General features: G+C 67.8%; 17 protein-coding genes. 11 read left to right on the forward strand and 6 right to left on the reverse strand.

Annotated elements, in window-relative coordinates; all coding sequences use genetic code 11:
* The first annotated feature begins 191 nt into the window (after nt 1–191).
* Together DMB37_RS23885 and DMB37_RS23890 are read left to right on the forward strand one after the other, a co-directional pair.
* Complete coding sequence (locus tag DMB37_RS23885; RefSeq protein WP_135234599.1) at nt 192–614, forward strand: HIT family protein; 423 nt, start codon at nt 192–194, stop codon at nt 612–614.
* A gap of 139 nt (nt 615–753) precedes the next feature.
* Nucleotides 754–1,713, forward strand: a complete 960-nt coding sequence (locus DMB37_RS23890; RefSeq protein WP_135234600.1) for an alpha/beta hydrolase family protein — start codon at nt 754–756, stop codon at nt 1,711–1,713.
* A gap of 60 nt (nt 1,714–1,773) precedes the next feature.
* On the opposite strand, the gene DMB37_RS23895 is transcribed toward DMB37_RS23890, so the two are convergent.
* The gene (locus tag DMB37_RS23895) at nt 1,774–2,442 is read right to left on the reverse strand and encodes a response regulator transcription factor (protein ID WP_135234601.1); all 669 of its coding nucleotides are present in this window, start codon (nt 2,440–2,442) and stop codon (nt 1,774–1,776) included.
* Nucleotides 2,439–3,644, reverse strand: a complete 1,206-nt coding sequence (locus DMB37_RS23900; RefSeq protein WP_135234602.1) for a sensor histidine kinase — start codon at nt 3,642–3,644, stop codon at nt 2,439–2,441. The genes DMB37_RS23895 and DMB37_RS23900 overlap by 4 nt, the downstream gene beginning before the upstream one ends.
* Nucleotides 3,645–3,807: 163 nt before the next feature.
* Between DMB37_RS23900 and DMB37_RS23905 the strand changes: the two genes are divergently transcribed.
* Nucleotides 3,808–4,041, forward strand: a complete 234-nt coding sequence (locus DMB37_RS23905; RefSeq protein WP_135234603.1) for a hypothetical protein — start codon at nt 3,808–3,810, stop codon at nt 4,039–4,041.
* Nucleotides 4,042–4,072: 31 nt separating this feature from the next.
* Here DMB37_RS23905 and DMB37_RS23910 read toward each other — a convergent pair whose 3' ends face one another.
* On the reverse strand, nt 4,073–4,942 hold the full coding sequence (locus DMB37_RS23910; protein WP_167768914.1) for an alpha/beta fold hydrolase: 870 nt from the start codon (nt 4,940–4,942) through the stop codon (nt 4,073–4,075).
* 147 nt (nt 4,943–5,089) lie between these two features.
* Here DMB37_RS23910 and DMB37_RS23915 point away from each other — a divergent pair, with 147 nt between their 5' ends.
* A complete protein-coding gene (locus DMB37_RS23915; protein WP_135234604.1) occupies nt 5,090–7,264 on the forward strand; it encodes a S9 family peptidase in 2,175 nt (724 codons plus the stop codon).
* Between the two features lie 90 nt (nt 7,265–7,354).
* Entirely contained in the window at nt 7,355–8,056 is a 702-nt protein-coding gene (locus tag DMB37_RS23920) for a DUF2334 domain-containing protein (protein ID WP_135234605.1), read from the forward strand.
* A gap of 193 nt (nt 8,057–8,249) precedes the next feature.
* Here the strand turns inward: DMB37_RS23920 and DMB37_RS23925 are convergent, their stop codons facing one another.
* Nucleotides 8,250–9,647: a glutamate decarboxylase gene (locus DMB37_RS23925; protein WP_135234606.1), complete on the reverse strand. Its 1,398-nt coding sequence runs from the start codon at nt 9,645–9,647 to the stop codon at nt 8,250–8,252.
* A 247-nt stretch (nt 9,648–9,894) separates the two neighbouring features.
* Here DMB37_RS23925 and DMB37_RS23930 point away from each other — a divergent pair, with 247 nt between their 5' ends.
* Complete coding sequence (locus DMB37_RS23930; protein ID WP_135234607.1) at nt 9,895–11,259, forward strand: dipeptidase; 1,365 nt, start codon at nt 9,895–9,897, stop codon at nt 11,257–11,259.
* A gap of 60 nt (nt 11,260–11,319) precedes the next feature.
* Here DMB37_RS23930 and DMB37_RS23935 read toward each other — a convergent pair whose 3' ends face one another.
* Nucleotides 11,320–11,964: an MBL fold metallo-hydrolase gene (locus DMB37_RS23935; RefSeq protein WP_135234608.1), complete on the reverse strand. Its 645-nt coding sequence runs from the start codon at nt 11,962–11,964 to the stop codon at nt 11,320–11,322.
* 128 nt (nt 11,965–12,092) lie between these two features.
* On the opposite strand from DMB37_RS23935, the gene purS reads away from it, so the two are divergent.
* Together purS and purQ are read left to right on the forward strand one after the other, a co-directional pair.
* The gene (gene purS / locus DMB37_RS23940; protein ID WP_135234609.1) at nt 12,093–12,329 is read left to right on the forward strand and encodes a phosphoribosylformylglycinamidine synthase subunit PurS; all 237 of its coding nucleotides are present in this window, start codon (nt 12,093–12,095) and stop codon (nt 12,327–12,329) included.
* Nucleotides 12,326–13,003, forward strand: coding sequence for a phosphoribosylformylglycinamidine synthase subunit PurQ (gene purQ, locus DMB37_RS23945; RefSeq protein WP_135234610.1), 678 nt, complete (start codon nt 12,326–12,328; stop codon nt 13,001–13,003). The genes purS and purQ overlap by 4 nt, the downstream gene beginning before the upstream one ends.
* Before the next feature lie 69 nt (nt 13,004–13,072).
* On the opposite strand, the gene DMB37_RS23950 is transcribed toward purQ, so the two are convergent.
* Complete coding sequence (locus DMB37_RS23950; protein ID WP_107653958.1) at nt 13,073–14,149, reverse strand: substrate-binding domain-containing protein; 1,077 nt, start codon at nt 14,147–14,149, stop codon at nt 13,073–13,075.
* 52 nt (nt 14,150–14,201) lie between these two features.
* Between DMB37_RS23950 and DMB37_RS23955 the strand changes: the two genes are divergently transcribed.
* From DMB37_RS23955 to DMB37_RS23965, 3 genes are all read left to right on the forward strand, one after another.
* Nucleotides 14,202–14,633 (forward strand): MarR family winged helix-turn-helix transcriptional regulator, encoded by a 432-nt coding sequence (locus DMB37_RS23955; protein ID WP_107653959.1) that lies wholly within the window; start codon nt 14,202–14,204, stop codon nt 14,631–14,633.
* A gap of 336 nt (nt 14,634–14,969) precedes the next feature.
* Nucleotides 14,970–16,145, forward strand: coding sequence for an alpha/beta fold hydrolase (locus DMB37_RS23960; RefSeq protein ID WP_135234611.1), 1,176 nt, complete (start codon nt 14,970–14,972; stop codon nt 16,143–16,145).
* Between the two features lie 309 nt (nt 16,146–16,454).
* Nucleotides 16,455–17,477: an alpha/beta hydrolase family protein gene (locus DMB37_RS23965; RefSeq protein WP_135234612.1), complete on the forward strand. Its 1,023-nt coding sequence runs from the start codon at nt 16,455–16,457 to the stop codon at nt 17,475–17,477.
* Nucleotides 17,478–17,674 lie beyond the last annotated feature (197 nt).

A 17,674-nucleotide genomic window follows, 5' to 3' on the forward strand; every position in this document is an offset into this window, starting at 1 on the left:
TGCATCCGGTGCTTGGCGGCTACGCAATTGTGTAGCCGCCCGCGCAATCCGACTTCCCATCGTCCGGTGACGAGCCGGGTCCACTTCTCCCAGCTAGTGCCAGGAGCTGGCTGCCAGAAGGGGCCTCGCTGGGCGGGCGGGGTAGCGAATTTGTCGAGGGCTGGGGTGGGGTGGGGCGTTAGGGTTTCGGGGTGAATCCGTACACAGTTTTTGGGGACATCATTGCTGGGCGGGCCGAGGCCAGCCGGGTGTATGAGGACGATGATGTGTTGGCGTTCATGGATATTCGGCCGATGACGCCGGGGCATGTGCTGGTGGTGCCGAAGGTGGTGGCGCGGAGTCTGGCGGAGTTGGATCCGGTGGTCGGGGGGAAGTTGTTTCAGGTGGGGCAGCGGGTGGCGGCGGCGTTGCGGGCCAGTGAGGTGGGGTGTGATGGGGTGAATTTCTTTCTGGCGGACGGGGTGACGGCGGGGCAGGAGGTGTTTCATGTGCATCTGCATGTCATCCCGCGGACGCCGGGGGACGGGTTCGGGTTGCGGGGGCGGCCGACCAGTCCGCGGCGGGCCGATCTGGATTATCTGGCCGGGTCGATTCGCGGTGCGCTGAGCCGCTGAGCGGTGCACCCGGACTGCCACGAGCCGGCACTCGATCCGATGATTGCTGTATGAACGCCAGCACGCGCCTTCTCTTCCCCGACAACCTGCGGTGAGTTACCGTTAAAAGCCGTTGGTATGCGGTGATGGAGGTGTGAGCATGCGTCGAACACCGGTTGCTGTGGCAGTGCTGATCTTGGCTCTAGCGTTACTCGGCCCCGCCGCCATCGGGCCTGCGACGGCCTCGGCCGCACAGATCGAACGGGTCGACAACCTGAGCCCGACGCGCGCCGCGGTGTTCATCAACTCGCCCGCGATGGGGCGCACGGTGCAGGTGCAGGTGCTGCACCCGGCGGGCGGTGGCCCACGCCCCGCGTACTACCTGCTCGACGGCCTCGATCCGGGCCTCACCCAGAGCACCTGGACCAACGCCACCGACGCGGAGCGATTCTTCGCAGGCTCGAACGTCAACGTGGTCCTGCCGGTCGGCGGCCAGGCCAGTTACTACACCGACTGGGCCGCCGACGATCCCCGATTCGGTCGCTACCAGTGGGAGACGTTCCTGACCGAGGAACTGCCACCGCTGATCGATGGCTGGTTCAACGGCAACGGCGTGAACGCGATCGGTGGACTGTCGATGGGCGGCAACGCGGCTTTCATCCTGGCCGCCCGCAAGCCCTGGCTGTATCGCGCCGTCGCGGGTTACAGCGCCTGCCCCGACACCGGCCTGGCCACGGGCGGCGTGATGTTCTCGATCGCGAACCGCGGCGGCAACCCGCTCAATATGTGGGGCGCCCCCGGCAGTCCGGCCTGGGCCGAACACGATCCGGCGCTGCTGGCAGAACGCTTGCGCGGCAAGACGATCTACCTGTCCAGCGGCACCGGTATTCCCGGTCAACACGAGCTGGAGATCAAACCCCAACTGGCCGAGAACATTTTCCTCGGCGGCCCCGTCGAGGTCGGCATCAACACCTGCGTGGTGGCGTTCGAGCAACGGCTGCGCGGTCTCGGCATCCCCGCCCGAATCGACTACAGCGCCACCGGAACTCACTCCTGGTCCTACTGGCAGGACACGCTGCACGCGTCCTGGCCCACCATCGCGCCGGCGATCGGAGCTTGACGCCCTAGCCACGCGGCGATGCAGCCCCCGGAGGCATCCGGCCGGAGTTCGCTACCGGCCCTAGCCGCGCCCGCCCGCATTGAGCACGACAATCGCGATCTGCACCCGGTTCTCGGCACCGAGCTTGGCGAGCAGCCTGCTGGTGTACGACTTCACGGTCGCCACGCTCAGCCGCAACTCCTTGGCGATATCGGAGTTCGACAGGCCGCGACCGATCGCCTCGGCGACGTCGCGTTCCCGCTCGGTCAGCGAGCTGAGCGTGTCGCGGGCCTGTCGGCGCGCCGTCTCCTCGGCGCTCGGCCCGGCGGTGGCGACCGAGATCAGTTGCGCGGTGACGCTCGGCGACAGCATCGGCCGGCCCGCCGCCACCTGTTTGACCGCAGCGACGATCTCAGCGGGCGGCGTGTCCTTGAGCAGGAACCCGTGCGCCCCGATCCGCAACGCCCGCAACACCATGTCGTCGGCGTCGAAGGTGGTCAGCACGACCACCCGCGGCGGGTCGGCCAGGCGCAGCAGTTCGCGGGTGGCGTCGAGCCCGTCCCGCACCGGCATCCGGATATCCATCAGCACGAGGTCGGGTGACTGCGCGCGGACCAGCGCGACCGCCTGTGCACCGTCAGCGGCCTCGCCGACCAGTTCCAGCTCCGGATCGCCGCCGAGGATCAGCGTCAGCGCCGAGCGCGCCAGCGGCTCGTCATCGACGACGACCACTCGGATGCGCGCACTCACCGGTCGCTCGTCGCGACAGCCGCAGGCCACGGCAGTACCGCCCGCAGATGAAAGCCGCCGGTCGCGTCATGACCGTAATCCAAGGTGCCCCCGACCAATTCGGCCCGTTCGGCCAGCCCGAGCAGACCGTAGCCGGACGAGGGCAGCGCGAAGCCGGGATGCAGCGGCGCGGAGTTGCCGACATCGACGGTCAAGTCCTGGCCGGGTCCGCCGTCGATGCGCACTCGAACCGACGCACCGGGGGAGTGTTTGCGCGCGTTGGTCAGTCCCTCCTGGGCGATGCGATACGCGGTGCGCGCACTGGTCGCCGGGAGATCGGCCGTGGTGGTATCGATGATCGACACGTCCATGCCCGCGGAGCGCGCCTCGTCGACCAGGCGGGTGAGATCGGCGAGCGTCGGCTGTGGCGGTTCGGGGGTGCCGGTGAGCGCGTCGTCGCTGGTGCGCAGCACGCCGAGCACTTCACGCAACTCCTGCAACGCGAGATGCGCGTTCTCGGCAATGGTTTTCGCGGTAGCGGTCGTCTGCTCTTTGGTCAGATCGGTGCGGAAGCCGAGCGCACCGGCGTGCATCGCCACCACCGAAATCCGGTGTGCCAGCACATCATGCATCTCGCGGGCGATGCGGTGGCGCTCGAGCAGGCGTGCCTCGGCGGCCCGTGCGTGCTGTTCCCGCTCGGCGGTCTCGGCGCGAGAACGCAACGACCACACCAGATCTCGCCGCGCACCGACCGCGAAGCCGACCGCGACAATGGCCGCGACACCGGCCGTGAGCACTGACGGGCCATACCAATCCGGCTGCACGTCAGGATTTTTCGGGTAGATCAGGCTGTCGGTGAGCAAGCCGGTGCCGATGCAGACGATGGACAGCGCGATCGTCTCGGGGTAGCGCCGCCGGGTGGCCAGTGAACACAGCACCAGTGCCGCCGCGCCATTGGAACTCACCGAGGCGGTGGACAGCACCAGCACGATCGCCGCGATCGCCACCGGATATCTGCGCCGCAAAAAAGTGAGCAGCAGACAAACCACGCCGAGCAGCGGATCGCCGATCTGGAACCAGGTGAGCAGCGCCCCTTCGAGTGGCGCCGTCTCCGTCCTGGTCCCGGACCACGCCACCAGGCCGATGGCCACGACCGCCGTCGTCCGCCAGACGTGCGACCAGAACCGCAGCGGCGGCGCCGACGACGGGGGTGCGGTGGACATGCCGTGACTGTAGGCGGCGGCCGAACGCCCGCGCATCGCCCTGCAGGGCGAATTCGGATCGACCAAAGGATGAATCACCCGTCGACCGCCGACCGATGTGCGCTGACCGACCCCGCCACCACCATGAGACGCACTGCCAGCCAACCGAGAAACGGAGAACATGATGGGCAAGAACGCATGGGTCGGACTGCAGATCGTCGGCATCGTGGTGATGGTCGCGTCCGCCCAGGCCGTGATCCGCCTCCTGATCGACCACAGCAAATCCCAGGTGTGGGGCCTGCTCGACTGGGTCCCCGGCGGCTGGGGCGGTCAACTCGCCGTACTCGTCGTCCTTGCCGCCGCAGGCGCGCTGCTCGCCGACCGCGCGAACCGCAAGGTGAAGCTGCTCGAAGCCTGACCTCGCAGGATCGAACGGGCTTCCGACGAGGTCAGTCGCGCATCCGCGCCAGCAGGGTGGTCACAACCGCTTCGGCATGCGTCCACAGCAGCGCGCCGCCCGCGTCGGGCACCAGGTGACGGTGTGCGCCGGTGATTCGAGTGGTCAGGAAGGCACCCTGGTCAGGGGAGTGGCCGGTGTCCAGCGCGCCGTACCAAATGTCGACCGGTACCGCGATGCGGTCGAGCCGCAACGGCCACCTGCGCATGGCGAGCACGGTGTCGCGGGCATACCCGTCGGCACCCGGCGCGAACGCCTCGGCCAGGGCACGGCGATAGGCCGCCGCGAACGTCGGATGCCGGTACACGGCAACGTCGGACGGCGCGCTGGTTTCGATCACCATGTCCCACATGGCTTCTGCGGTGAACCCGGTGAAGAACCGCTCGGCCTCGGCTGCGTCGCGGGCAGCCAGGTCGACGAGGTCGCGCAGCGTTTCCGGTAGGGCGGTCGCGAACTCCGGTGCGGCGATGTCGTCCGCACCGGACACCACGGCCAACGCGGTCGCAACGCCCGCCTCCGCGCACGCCAGCGCGAACGGTGCCCCCTGCGAATTCCCCACCACCGCCGGGCGACCCAGCTGCCGCGCCGCGGTGAAGTCGCGCACGTCCTCGGCGAAATCGTGCAACGTCCGCCCCGGCGCCGGCGTCGAGACCCCGAGCCCCGGACGGTCGACCGAGATGAGACGAACCCCGAGCGGTGCGAGCAGATCGGTGCCGAACCCGAGCCAGCGGCTCGTCGCCGCACCCGGGCACAACAGCACCGGCACACCGTCGGGCGGTCCCCACTCCGACCATCCGAGCGACCGCCCATCGGGCAGCCTGGTCGTACCGAGCCGAGTCGGGGCATCGACGGACACGTTCATGGGCCCATCATGATCATTTCGAGGACCGGGGCGCACCGGATTTTTCGGGGGGCATCGACCGGTAGGACACCGCCGCGACCGGCTCGAGCAGCGGTGTTGCCGGGTCCTGGCGGGACGGGCGGTGGACGCGCCGCTACGGTGGAGCGCATGGCTCTCGACAGCGGTACCGGAACGATCTCAGACCTCGACGGGGCGGCGCCGCCGATCGCCAAGACGGTGCCCACCGAACGCGTGCATCACGGCGATGTGTTCATCGACGAGTACGAGTGGCTGCGAGACAAGGAGAACCCGGAGGTCATCGCGCACCTCGAGGCGGAGAACGCCTACACCGAGGCGCAGACCGCGCACCTGGCCCAGTTGCGTGACTCGATCTTCGACGAGATCAAGGGGCGCACCCAGGAGACGGACCTGTCCGTGCCGACCAGGATGGGCGACTACTGGTACTACTCGCGCAGCTTCGAGGGCAAGCAGTACGGCGTGCACTGCCGGTGCCCGATCGCGGCCGACGCCGAGGGCATCGACGCCTGGACGCCGCCGCAACTGGAGGCGGGCACCGAGGTGCCCGGCGAAGAGGTGCTGCTGGACAGCAATGTGGTCGCCGAGGGCCACGACTTCTTCGCACTCGGCGCGTTCTCGCTCAGCCACGACGGCAATCTGCTGGCCTACTCGGTGGACACCGTCGGCGACGAGCGCTACGTGCTGCGCTTCAAGGACCTGCGCACCGGCGAGATGTTGCCCGACGCGATCGCCGAGACGGCGCCCGGCGCGACCTGGTCGCTGGACGGCACGCACGTCTTCTACCAAACCGTCGACGAGTCCTGGCGCCCCGACACCGTGTGGCGGCACCGCCTCGGCAGCCCGACCGCCGCCGACGTGAAGGTGTTCCACGAGCCCGACGAGCGCTACTGGGTGAGCATCACCTCGACCCGCTCGGAGAAGTACCTGATGATCTGGGTCGGCTCCAAGATCACCACCGAGGGCTGGGTGCTCGAATCCGATGACCCCGAGGGCGAATTTCGGGTCATCCTGCCGCGCCGCGAGGGTGTCGAGTACTCCGCCGAGCATGCGGTGGTCGGCGGTGAGGACCGCTTCCTGATCCTGCACAACGACGTGGTCGACGGGGTGAAGGCGGAGAACTTCGTGCTCGCCGACGCCCCGGTCGCCGACCCGGCGAACCTGCGGCTGCTGATCGAGCACCGCGACGACGTGCGGCTCGAGGATATCGACGCCTACGCCGATCACCTGGTGCTCAGCTATCGGCGCGAGGCGCTGACCCGGGTCGCGGTCTGGCCGTTGACCGAGAGCGGGTACGGCGAGCGGCGTGAGCTCGAATTCGACCTGGAACTGTTCGCGGTAGGTGCCGGCGCGAACCCGGAGTGGGCGCAGCCGACCTTGCGCATCGGGCTGACCTCGTTCATCACGCCGGTGCAGGTGTTCGACTACGTTCCGGCCACCGGCGATCTGCTGCTGCGCAAGGAGCAGCCAGTGCTGGGCGGTTACGACGCGAACGACTATGAGCAGCACCGGGATTGGGCGGTCGCCGAGGACGGCACTCGGGTCCCGATCTCGCTGGTGTGGAAGAAGGGCCTGCCGGTGGATGCACCGAAGCCCTTGCTGCTCTACGGATACGGCTCCTACGAGGCGAGCATGGATCCGTCGTTCTCCGTCTCGCGCTTGTCGCTGCTGGATCGTGGCATGGTGTTCGCGGTCGCGCACGTGCGCGGCGGCGGCGAGATGGGCCGGCTCTGGTACGAGCATGGCAAGACCCTCACCAAGAAGAACACCTTCACCGACTTCGTCGCGTGCGCACGGCATTTGATCGACACCGGCGTCACCGCGGCGGACCGGATGATCGCCGACGGTGGTAGTGCGGGCGGGCTGCTGATGGGCGCGGTGGCGAACCTGGCGCCGGAGCTGTTCACCGGCATCCTGGCCAATGTTCCGTTCGTCGACCCGCTCACCTCCATCCTCGACCCGTCGCTGCCGCTGACCGTCATCGAATGGGACGAGTGGGGTAACCCGTTGGCGGACAAGGATGTCTACGACTACATGAAGTCCTACGCCCCGTACGAGAACGTCGAGGCCAAGGACTACCCCGCCATCCTGGCGATCACCAGTCTCAACGACACCCGGGTGCTCTACGTCGAACCGGCCAAGTGGGTCGCGAAGCTGCGCGCCACCAAGACCGGCGACGCACCGCTGCTGCTCAAGACCGAGATGAGTGCGGGGCACGGCGGTGTGAGCGGGCGCTACGAGAAGTGGAAGGAAGTCGCCTTCGAGTACGCCTGGGTGCTGGACCGGGTCGGTTTGGCCGACGCGTAGGCCTGATCGAAGAGAACGTGTGTCAGGGAGTTCGTCGCACGGTCATCCGGCCTGCACGTTCAGTACATCTGCCCCTGGCACCGTAGGTTCATGAACGCTGAGCTGATCGTCTCGATCTCCGGAATCAGGGACACCACTCGGGACGCGGCGATCGAGTTCGCCGCCGAGATGGATCAGCGAGGGGTGCCACTGTCGCTGCTGGTGGCGCCCCGGTTGAAGGGCAAATACAAGCTGGTCGAGGACCCCGCGACGCAGGCGTGGCTGCGCGGGCGCCGGGCGCGCGGCGACGCGATCGTGCTGCACGGCTACGACCAGGCGGCGACCAAGCGCCGCCGGGCCGAGTTCGCCACGCTGCCACGGCACGAGGCGCGGCTGCGGCTCACCGCTGCGGACCGGGTGATGGAGCGGGTGGAACTGCGCACCCGCCTGTTCGCCGCGCCGCGCTGGGACGCCTCCGCGGGCGCCATCGAGGCACTGCCCGAGGTCGGCTTCCGGGTCGCGCTCGGGCTCACCTCGATCTTGGACCTGGAACACAATGTGGCGCAGAAGGTTCGGGTGTACGGCATCGGCGAGGGTTTCCGCGCCGAACCGTGGTGGTGTCGGGCCATGGTGATGGGTGCCGCGCGGATCGCGCGCCGCGGCGGCCTACTGCGCCTTGCGGTTTCGGCCGCCCAGCTGCAACGCTCCGGGCCGCGCCAGGCCATGCTCGACGCCGTCGACCTCGCCTTGTTCCATGGCGCAGCCGGCGCGGTCTACCGCTGGGAGCCGCCCGCCATCGCGCGTGCGGCCTGAAAGATGGTGCGGCGTGGTGTGGTCGGGCACCGCGGCGTAGTGATCGGCACCGCGCGAGGGGCCGATCGGCGCCGCCGCTCGTGCATGGCGTAAAGCGGGCGGCGGCGCTCCGGCATCGCAGGCAGCGATGTTGCGGGCAGGGACGTCGCGGGCATGCGAGATTGCGCACCGACAACGTCGCGCGTCGGCACGATCAGGCGGGTTCGATCTGCTCATCCGGCACTGCGGGCGTAGCGGTGTGGGTGAAGCCACCCGCTTCCTGCCGGGTGAGTGAGGTCGAGAACGGATGGCGCGCCAGCTGTTTCAGGCATCGGTCGAAGTCGGCCACCAGCAGATCGGCCATGTCGACGGTGAAGCCGTGCCGGATCACCGCGCGCATGATCGTCTCGTGCTCCCGGTCCGCGGGCAGCGGATAGGCGGCGATCAGCCAGCCCCTGCTGCGTAACCGATCCGACAGGTCGTACAGGTTGAACCCGGGATCATCGCTGGCCCGCCACGCCACGGCGGTGATGCCCCGGTGTGGATCGCCGTCGTGGATCAGCTCGAACACCCCGAGGCCGCGCAGACCCGCGGCCAGGTGCCGGGCCGCGCGGTAAATGGCGGACTGCACGCGGGCGTAACCGGCCCGGCCGAGCCGGATGAACTCGTAGTACTGCGCGATCTCCTGCCCACCGGGCCGGGAGAAATTGAGATTGAACGTGCCGACACTGCCGCCGAGATAGTCCACGTCGAAGATCAGTTCGGCGGGCAGATCGGCGGCCGCACGCCAGATCGCCCAGCCGACACCGAGCGGCGCGAGCCCGGTCTTGTGGCCGGAGGCGTTGATCGATTTCACCCGCGGCAATCGGAAGTCCCACACCAGGTCCGGTGCGGTGAACGGGGCGAGGAAGCCGCCGCTGGCCGCGTCCACGTGGATCGGGATGTCCAGTCCGCTCACCTCTTGGAGCCGGTCCAGTGCGCGGCTGATCCCGGCGACGTCCTCGAACAGCCCGGTGAAGGTCTGCCCGAAGGTCGGTACCACCATGATGGTTCGCTCGTCGCAGTAGGCGGCCACGTCGTCCGGATGCATGGTCAGGCGATCCCCGCGTAGCGGAATGCGGCGGATCTCGACGTCGAAATAGCGCGCGAACTTCTCCCAGCAGACCTGCACCGGTCCGCACACGAAATTGGGTGTGCCGGTGCCGCCGCGCTGCCGCCAGCGGAACTTGGCCGCGAGCCCGCCGAGCATCGCGGCCTCGCTGGAGCCGGTGGTGGAGGTGCCGTGCGTGCCGGCCGGGTCGGGGCAGTGCCAGAGGTCGGCGATCATCCGGACGCAGCGGCGCTCGAGCTCGGCGGTCTGCGGGTATTCGTCCTTGTCGACGATGTTCTTGTCCAGCGACTCGGCCATCAGCCTGCGCGCCTGGTCGTCCACCCAGGTGCTGCAGAAGGTCGCCAGATTCATCCGGGAGACGCCGTCGAGCATGAGTTCGTCGTGCACGATTTCGTAGGCGACCTCGGCGAATAGTTCGTGCTGCGGGAAGCCGGCCTTGGGGGCGACGCGGCTCATGCCGGGCAGGGCGAACAGGTCGTCGGAGTCTGCGCTGTAGGGCATCGGATGGCCTCCGGAGGGTCGGCGGGCTGGTACCGAACTGCAGTCGCTCACCACCCTCACACATGGTCGGCCCGGCGGCCGCTGTCGGCGCCGGTAAGTCGGACGACACGGACTGCTCGGTCGACTACCTTCAATCTTCGAGCTGAGCGGTTCGTGTCACAGTGCGCAAGCGGCGCTGCTGCCGGACCGGTTCCGTATCCGGGTGCGCGACAAGAACGCGACGACACGAAGAAGTGAGGCGCTGGCCATGACCGACGATTCCCGCACCGCCGAGCTGCGCAGCAAGGTGGCCGCGCTCATGCCGCAGGCGAAAACCGATCTGACGCAACTTGTTTCGTTCAAGTCGGTGGCGGATCCGCGCCAGTTCCCGCCGGAGGAGTGTGAGCGCGCCGCGCAGTGGGTGGCCGACGCGTTCGCCGCCGCGGGGCTGACCAGAGTGGGGTTGCACGAGACACCGGACGGCAGCAAGGCCGTCATCGCCGCCCGCCCCGGGCCGCCCGGCGCGCCGACGGTACTGCTGTACTGCCATTACGACGTCCAACCGCCGCTGGACACCGCCGCATGGCGCACGCCGGTGTGGGAGCTGACCGAGAAGAACGGCCGCTGGTACGGCCGCGGCGCCGCCGACTGCAAGGGCAACATCGTCATGCACCTCACCGCGCTGCGCGCACTGGGGCCCGACCTGCCGCTCGGCGTCATGATGGTCGCCGAGGGCTCCGAGGAGCAGGGCACGGGCGGGCTGGAGCGGTTCGTCGAGGCCAACCCGGACCTGTTGCGGGCCGACACGATTCTGATCGGCGACTGCGGCAACTTCGCCGCAGGCGTGCCGACGCTGACCGAAACGTTGCGCGGCGGCGTGAGTGTGGTCGTCACCGTCCGAACCATGGCGGGCCCTTTGCATTCCGGCATGTTCGGCGGCGCCGCCCCGGACGCGCTCGCCGCGCTGATCCACCTGCTCGCCTCGCTGCGCGACGCGCACGGCAACACCACGGTCGCCGGGCTGCAGAACGATCAACGCTGGTCCGGCGTGCAGTACGGAGAGGACCAGTTCCGCACCGATGCCGGTGTGCTGCGCGGCGTGGAGCTGATCGGTGACGGCTCCGTCTCCGACATGCTGTGGGCGCGACCGGCTTTGACGGTGCTCGGGATCGACGTCCCGCCGGTGGTCGGTTCGACCGCGGCCATTCAGCCCTCGGCGCGTGCTCGGCTCAGTCTGCGCATCCCACCGGGCACCGACCCGGAAGAGGCGCGCAAGGCACTGTTCGCGCACCTCGAGGCGAACACGCCGTGGAACGCCGAACTCACCATCGAGCTGGACGGCATCGGCGCCCCGTTCCGTTCCGGGAACGGCGGTCCGGCTCGCGAGGCGATGGAGGCGGCGTTGGCCGCCTCGTACGGCCGCGCCGCCACCACGCAGGGGCAGGGTGGCTCGATTCCGCTGTGCAACGTCTTCGCCGACACCTACCCCGAGGCCGAGATCATGCTGCTCGGGGTCGAGGAACCGAAGTGCCTGATCCACGCGCCCAACGAGAGCGTTGACCCGTCCGAGATCGAGCACATGGCGCTGGCCGAGGCGCTGTTCCTGCTGAACTACGCCGATCGATCCGGCTAGCAGCGGCGGCCACCTGTCGTCCCGGCGGCGGCCGAGATGGCAGGTGGCGCACCGGAAGTGCTAGAACTCGCGCTGGTCTTCCGGCTCCACCACCGTGAATTCCGTACCGGCAGGACCCATCTCGGACAACCTGCCGAAGTAGATACCCTGTGCCTCCGGTGCGATGATGCCGTAGTGGATGGGCAGCGCGGTGCGCGGTGCGACGGCCCGCAGATAGTCCACCGCCTCACTGAGTTTCATCCACGGCGCGGCCGCAGGGACCGCGAGCACGCCGACCGGTACCGGCGGCACCCACAGCGAGTCGCCGGGGTGCACCAGCTGTGCCGGATCCTCCGGGGTGCCCAGCTGGAACACGGTGTTGTCGACGACCGGGATCTCCGGGTGGATCACCGCGTGCCTGCCGCCACCGCCGGTGATCCGCAGGTCGCCGAGGGTGAGCACGTTGCCCGCGTGCACCGCCTCCCACCGCTCGCCGCGCTGCTGAGCGGTCTGCGGATCGGCCAGCAACCGGGCGCCGGGATTGGCGTCGACCAGGGCCTCGATCCGGTTCGGATCGATGTGGTCGGGGTGCTGATGGGTGATCGCGATGGCGTCCAGACCGGTGAGCCCCTCGAAACCGTGCGAGAAGGTGCCGGGATCGAACAGCACCTTCTTGCCGTGTAGCTCGACGAGCAGGCAGGAGTGGCCGAAGTGAGCTATGCGCATCCCGCCATGCTATTGCCGGACCGCAACCGCGGCACCCGGCGAATTTTCACCGACCCCGAGGATGCCGCGGTCGACCAGCACAACTACGCTGCTCAGGTAACCCCCCACCACCACATGAGGAGCAACGCGTGGCACGAGTCGTGGTCGAGGTGATGCCGAAGGCCGAGATCCTGGACCCCCAGGGACAGGCCATCGTCGGTGCGCTCCCGCGCCTGGGATTCGAGGGCATCTCGGATGTACGGCAGGGCAAGCGATTCGAACTCGACGTCGACGACAATGTCGGTGACGCCGAGCTCGAGCAGATCGCGGAGTCGCTGCTGTGCAACACCGTGATCGAGGAGTGGAAGGTCACTCGCCTGTCATGACCGCGCGCATCGGAGTCATCACTTTTCCGGGCACGCTCGATGATGTCGACGCGGCTCGGGCGGTGCGCCTGGCCGGCGCCGAGGCGGTCAGCCTGTGGCACGCCGACGCCGACCTGAAGCAGGTCGACGCGGTGGTCGTGCCCGGCGGTTTCTCCTACGGTGACTACCTGCGCGCGGGCGCCATCGCCCGGTTCGCGCCGGTGATGGGCGAGGTCGTGCGCGCCGCCAAGGCCGGCCTGCCGGTGCTCGGCATCTGCAACGGCTTCCAGGTGCTGTGCGAAGCGGGCCTGCTGCCCGGCGCGCTGACCCGCAACGAGGGGCTGCACTTCATCTGCCGAGACGAGTGGTTGCGGGTGGAGTCGGCGGCCACGGTGTGGACTTCGCGCTACGAGGTCGGCGCGCAGATCCTGATCCCGCTGAAGTCCGGTGAGGGGCGTTTCCAGGCCGCTCCCGCCGTGCTCGACGAGCTGGAGGGCGAGGGCCGGGTGGTCTTCCGCTACGCGGGCGACAACCCGAACGGTTCGCAGCGCGGCATCGCGGGCATCGCCTCGGCCGACGGTCGCATCGTCGGCCTGATGCCGCACCCGGAACACGCGACCGAGGCTCTGACCGGCCCGAGCGACGACGGCCTCGGCCTGTTCCTCTCGGTGCTGGACACCCTGGTCTCCGCGTAACACCCAGAGCCGCATACCTTTCGAGCCCCACGCACTCCGCGAGTGTGTGGGGCTCGAAAGGTATGCGGCTCAGGTGATTCTGGCGACGATATCGAACTCGACACCGTTCGCACGGGCGATATAACCGTGCTGGATGGCCTGGTTGCCCTGGAAAGCGCGCAGCCCGCCGGGGGTTTCCAGCAGCACACCGTGATCGATCGCGCCGAGCACGTCGGGCACCCGCAGCGAACCCACCGCGTGCGCGAGTCCGGCCAGGGTGTGGATGGCCTCGTAGGTCATATTGCTGAAACTGGTGAGCGCCGGCGCGAACTCACCGTGCAATTTGCGGTAGCGGCCGACCCGCTCCCGCCCGTCCGCGGTGCGCTCATCGATGAAGAAACTGGACGCGGCATAGAAGTTCTGGTTGGCGCCCGGACCGCCCGCCAGCAACACGTTCTCGTCCGCGGCGGGGCTGATCCGCAACTGGGTCGCCGCGCGTCCGGTCGAAGCGAACTGCCGGTTGAATCGGGACACGTCCGCGCCCACCATCAGAATCACCACGCCGTCGGCCCGGTCCAGCGCCGGATGGCCGAGGAAGTCGCCGAAGTCGGGCGCACCGAGCGGCACGAAACGCTCCAGCACGATGGCGCCGGGGTCGGTCAGGCTGTTACGGATCGCCTTCGCGGACTCACGCGGCCAGATGTAGTCGTTGCCGATGATGGCCCAGCGGCGCACGCCGTGCTCGCGCTCGAGCCACTGCAGAGCGGGCAGCGTCTGCCCCGCCGGGTGCTCGCCGAGCATCAACACCCCGGGCAGCTCGTCCGGCAGCCCCTCGTGCCCGGTGGCGAATAAATAGGGCACCCGGCTGGCGGTCGCACGGGCCACCACCCGGCGCACCGCGGAGGTGTGCCAGCCGGTGATCGCGTCCACCATGCCGGTCGCCAGCAGTGCGGAAACTTCGCTGGCCACCTCGTGCGGCGCCCGCCCGCCATCGATATTCGTAGTACGAATTTCTCGGCCGAGAATTCCTGTGCCCCGGTTGATTTCGTCGACGGCAAGGGAAATCGCCGCATCGCAGGAGGGTGCCACGATCCCGCCCGGTCCCTGCATGGGGACTATGTTCAGGATCTCGATAGTGCCCTCTGGGCTCTCGCCGAACGCTGACATTCGGTACTCTTCTTCTCGTTCGAGCGAAATTCATGGCAGGCAGGAAATAACAATGACGACCATTGTAAGCGGATATTCGACGCTGCATGGTGCGCTGCGTGCCGCAGAACGCGGTTGGCTGCGTCACTTGGACGCCGCACTGTGTGCTAGGCAGCTCACGGCCGATCAGTGGTCGATGTTGTCGAATCTCTCCAGTGAGACCGGCATCACTATGAGCGAGCTTGCGGCCAGGTCACAGCTGGCGCCGTCCTCGGCGACCCGGCACGCGGACTACCTGGCCGAGCGCGGTCTGATCTTCCGGCTGGCGGCCCAGGACGACCGCAGGCGGATCCTGATCGGGCTGAGCCGACTCGGTGCGGAGCTGGTCGCGTCGGTGCGGGCCGAGGAGTCGCGGGCCGAGCAAGAACTGCGGACGCGAATGGGTGCGCGGCGCTATGCCGAACTCATGCGTTTATTGGAACTTGTTTCCGCGAACCCCGAGTAGGGCGAATTCGTCCGACGATTTCCGCGCGGTCTGATCCGTCCTCGGGCGCACGCGCGGTCATCCGCGCGCGGCCATCTTTGGGCCGTGCCGAATGGAATTAATGTGGCCGCTCGTCATAGCAAAATTTGAAGTAGCGGCAATCCTGAAGTTTGCCTGCCGCGGACACCTACCGGCAGCCGGGTAACTGCTCGCCTGCCGAGGTTGCGATCCCCTTGCTCGACACGCCGCGCGGCGAGCGCCGGCGACTTCTGCCGCGTACTACCGTTTCACTCGGACCAAGATCTCGATCTGCACCATCGCGTACGTTCTCTCCGCCGAAACGGAAAGTGGTGTCCGATGCGGTTGTTCGGTTCATGGCAACGCGGGGCCCTGGCTGCCGCTGTGTCGGTCTGTTTCGCCGCCGGGGTGGTCTCGGTACCCGCACACGCGGCGACCGCGGGAACGGTCATCTCCGTGCTGCCCCAGCCCGAGGGTTGGCGCAACGTCAGCAATGGCTCGATCGTCGAATACTGGATGACCGGTTCGGACGGCACCCCGAAACCCGCCAGCGGTGCGGTACTCGTTCCGCCCGGTCCGGCACCGGCAGGCGGCTGGCCGATCCTCGCCTTCACGCACGGCAGCTTCGGCCTCGGTCCGGGCTGTGGCGCCCAGTCCGAGCCGGCCCGCGGTCCCTGGCCCGAGTTGCGCGTCGCCGAGGACAAATTCGTGGCGAGCTTCCTGGCCAAAGGATTCGCCGTGGTGGCGCCGGACTACCTCGGGCTAGGCCGGTTCGACACCGGCCCGCACCCGTACCTCGAGCTGAAGACCGAGGCCACCGCGACCATCGGCCTGATCAAGGCGGCCAGGTCGCACTTCGCCGAGCTGTCACGTACCTGGGTGGTTCTCGGTGGTTCGCAGGGCGGGCATGCCGCGCTGGGGACCGCGCATCTGCACCGGACCTACGCCCCGGAGCTCGACTTCCGCGGCGCGATCGCGATCGACCCCGCCTCCGACGCGGAGAGCCTGCTGCCGATGGCCGGGCCGTGGGGCCCCGACCTGCCCAGTGAGGTCGGTCAAGCCCTCACCGTGTTCGTCTCCAGCGTGCTCGCCGGACTGCGCACCGCGCGGCCGGATGCGAACCTGGACAGCTACCTGACCCCGCGCGGCCGGGAGGTGCTCGACACTGTCGGCCGGCTGTGCCAGGACCGGATGGTCGAGGGGATCGGCGATATCGGAATCAGTCAGCTGCTGTCGAAGCCGTTGACCAACAAGCACTTTCAGGGCGTGCTCGCCGATTACCTCGGTGTGCCGACCAGTGGTTACGATGCGCCGATCCTGTTGTTGATCAACGCGACCGACATCTCGGTCCCCTCACCGCTGCACGCGGCATTGGCAGCCCGATTCTCCGTGAATCGAGTGGACTATAAGATGGTGGTCGGTACGGGCCGACACCTCCAGATCAATCGGGAGATGCACGCGGCCATCGATGCCTTTCTTGCTCGGATCCAACCCGTTACGGCGGGTCAGAACTAGCGTTTCCACACGGTGGTGCGAGATGTGCTGCGCACCGCCGAGTTTCTTTGCGACAACCCTGTGTGTGCAAACGAGATGTCGGCCGAACGCGCGGAGCCGGGTGCGCGCTGAATCGGCGAAACCTGTAGAAACAGAAGGGTTCCGGTTATGCATGGTCAGTGCGACAAGAAGGTGTGTCGTTGCTCCGATAAGCAACCGCTATGGTCGATGCTGGTGCCCATGAAATCGACTTTCCCAGGCGTAGAAAGGCGTCGGTCCCGGTGCGCCTTCGTGGCCGGTACCGCAGTAGCAGGACTGCTTGTCGGTGTTATGACCGGATTCGGCGCGGTGTCGGCTTCAGCAGATCCGAGTGTCGCCGGGATTCCCACCGGCGCGGTATCCCCGGATGGCTCGCGTATTACCGGTGTCGAAAAAATCGATGACCACAGCATCCGGCTGCAGGTGCACTCCGCGGCGATGGACAAGACGTTTCCGGTCGATGTCGTCCGGCCGGCGGATACGTCGCGGCCGCGGCCGGTGCTCTATCTGCTGAACGGCGCCGACGGCGGCGAAGGCCTGGCCTCGTGGCAGGCGCAGACCGACATTCCGAAGTTCATGGCGGACAAGAATGCCAACCTGGTGATCCCGGTGGGCGGACCGTTCAGCTATTACGCGGACTGGATCAAGGATGATCCGGCACTCGGCCGCAACAAGTGGAAGACCTATTTGACCGAAGAGCTGCCGCCGCTGATCGACGCGGCGCTGGGCACCAATGGTGTCAATGCCATCGCGGGAATCTCCACCGCGGGCACCACCGTGCTCACGATGCCCATGGCGAAGCCCGGTCTCTACAAAGCGGTCGCCGCCTACAGTGGCTGCGCGCAGACCAGCGACAAACTCGGCACGGCTTTTGTCAAATCCGTGGTCGGCATGGGCGGCGGCGATGTGGAGAACATGTGGGGCCCGCCCGGCTCGCCCGAATGGCTGGAAAACGATGCTTACATCAACGCCGAGAAGTTGCGCGGACTCGATCTGTACCTGTCGTCGGGCGACGGCAGCCCGGGCAAATATGACACGGTCGACGGGCGGGCCGAACAGCTCGGTGGCGGCCGGACCCAAATCGATGGGGACGACAATCAGCTCGGCGTCGAGACGCTGATCAATCAGATCGCGGTCGGCGGCGCGATCGAGGCCGTCACCAACTTCTGTACGCGCAATATGCAGCAGCGGCTGGAGTCGCTCGGAATTCCGGCGACCTTCCGCTACGCCTCGGGTACGCATTCGTGGGGTTACTGGCAGGACGAGTTCAAGCACTCCTGGCCGTTCCTGTCCCGCGGGATGGGTCTGTCGTAGTACCGACGCTAGAGTGAGTTGAATTCGAGGAAGTTCACAGCGGGGCCGAGGGCTGTCATCCGATAGCCCGCGGCCCCGTTCGGTATTCAACCGGCAGTACCGCTGCTATTTGTCGATCGGCCTGCCCGAAATGTGCGGCTCGTCGTACTTCGAAGGGGAGCTACAACTCGCCGCTATTCGCCCGGTAGGACACGCCG

Origin of the sequence: Nocardia sp. CS682 (assembly GCF_004634405.1) — a bacterium.
Lineage (GTDB): Bacteria > Actinomycetota > Actinomycetes > Mycobacteriales > Mycobacteriaceae > Nocardia > Nocardia ninae.

What these genes read in the sequence shown, in the direction of transcription:
- DMB37_RS23890 (WP_135234600.1), top strand. Translation starts at nt 754, where the DNA reads ATGCGTCGAACACCGGTTGCTGTGGCAGTGCTGATCTTGGCTCTAGCG.
- DMB37_RS23900 (WP_135234602.1), bottom strand. Translation starts at nt 3,644, where the DNA reads ATGTCCACCGCACCCCCGTCGTCGGCGCCGCCGCTGCGGTTCTGGTCG.
- DMB37_RS23905 (WP_135234603.1), top strand. Translation starts at nt 3,808, where the DNA reads ATGGGCAAGAACGCATGGGTCGGACTGCAGATCGTCGGCATCGTGGTG.
- DMB37_RS23910 (WP_167768914.1), bottom strand. Translation starts at nt 4,942, where the DNA reads ATGAACGTGTCCGTCGATGCCCCGACTCGGCTCGGTACGACCAGGCTG.
- DMB37_RS23915 (WP_135234604.1), top strand. Translation starts at nt 5,090, where the DNA reads ATGGCTCTCGACAGCGGTACCGGAACGATCTCAGACCTCGACGGGGCG.
- DMB37_RS23920 (WP_135234605.1), top strand. Translation starts at nt 7,355, where the DNA reads ATGAACGCTGAGCTGATCGTCTCGATCTCCGGAATCAGGGACACCACT.
- DMB37_RS23925 (WP_135234606.1), bottom strand. Translation starts at nt 9,647, where the DNA reads ATGCCCTACAGCGCAGACTCCGACGACCTGTTCGCCCTGCCCGGCATG.
- DMB37_RS23930 (WP_135234607.1), top strand. Translation starts at nt 9,895, where the DNA reads ATGACCGACGATTCCCGCACCGCCGAGCTGCGCAGCAAGGTGGCCGCG.
- DMB37_RS23935 (WP_135234608.1), bottom strand. Translation starts at nt 11,964, where the DNA reads ATGCGCATAGCTCACTTCGGCCACTCCTGCCTGCTCGTCGAGCTACAC.
- purQ (WP_135234610.1), top strand. Translation starts at nt 12,326, where the DNA reads ATGACCGCGCGCATCGGAGTCATCACTTTTCCGGGCACGCTCGATGAT.
- DMB37_RS23950 (WP_107653958.1), bottom strand. Translation starts at nt 14,149, where the DNA reads ATGTCAGCGTTCGGCGAGAGCCCAGAGGGCACTATCGAGATCCTGAAC.
- DMB37_RS23955 (WP_107653959.1), top strand. Translation starts at nt 14,202, where the DNA reads ATGACGACCATTGTAAGCGGATATTCGACGCTGCATGGTGCGCTGCGT.
- DMB37_RS23960 (WP_135234611.1), top strand. Translation starts at nt 14,970, where the DNA reads ATGCGGTTGTTCGGTTCATGGCAACGCGGGGCCCTGGCTGCCGCTGTG.
- DMB37_RS23965 (WP_135234612.1), top strand. Translation starts at nt 16,455, where the DNA reads ATGACCGGATTCGGCGCGGTGTCGGCTTCAGCAGATCCGAGTGTCGCC.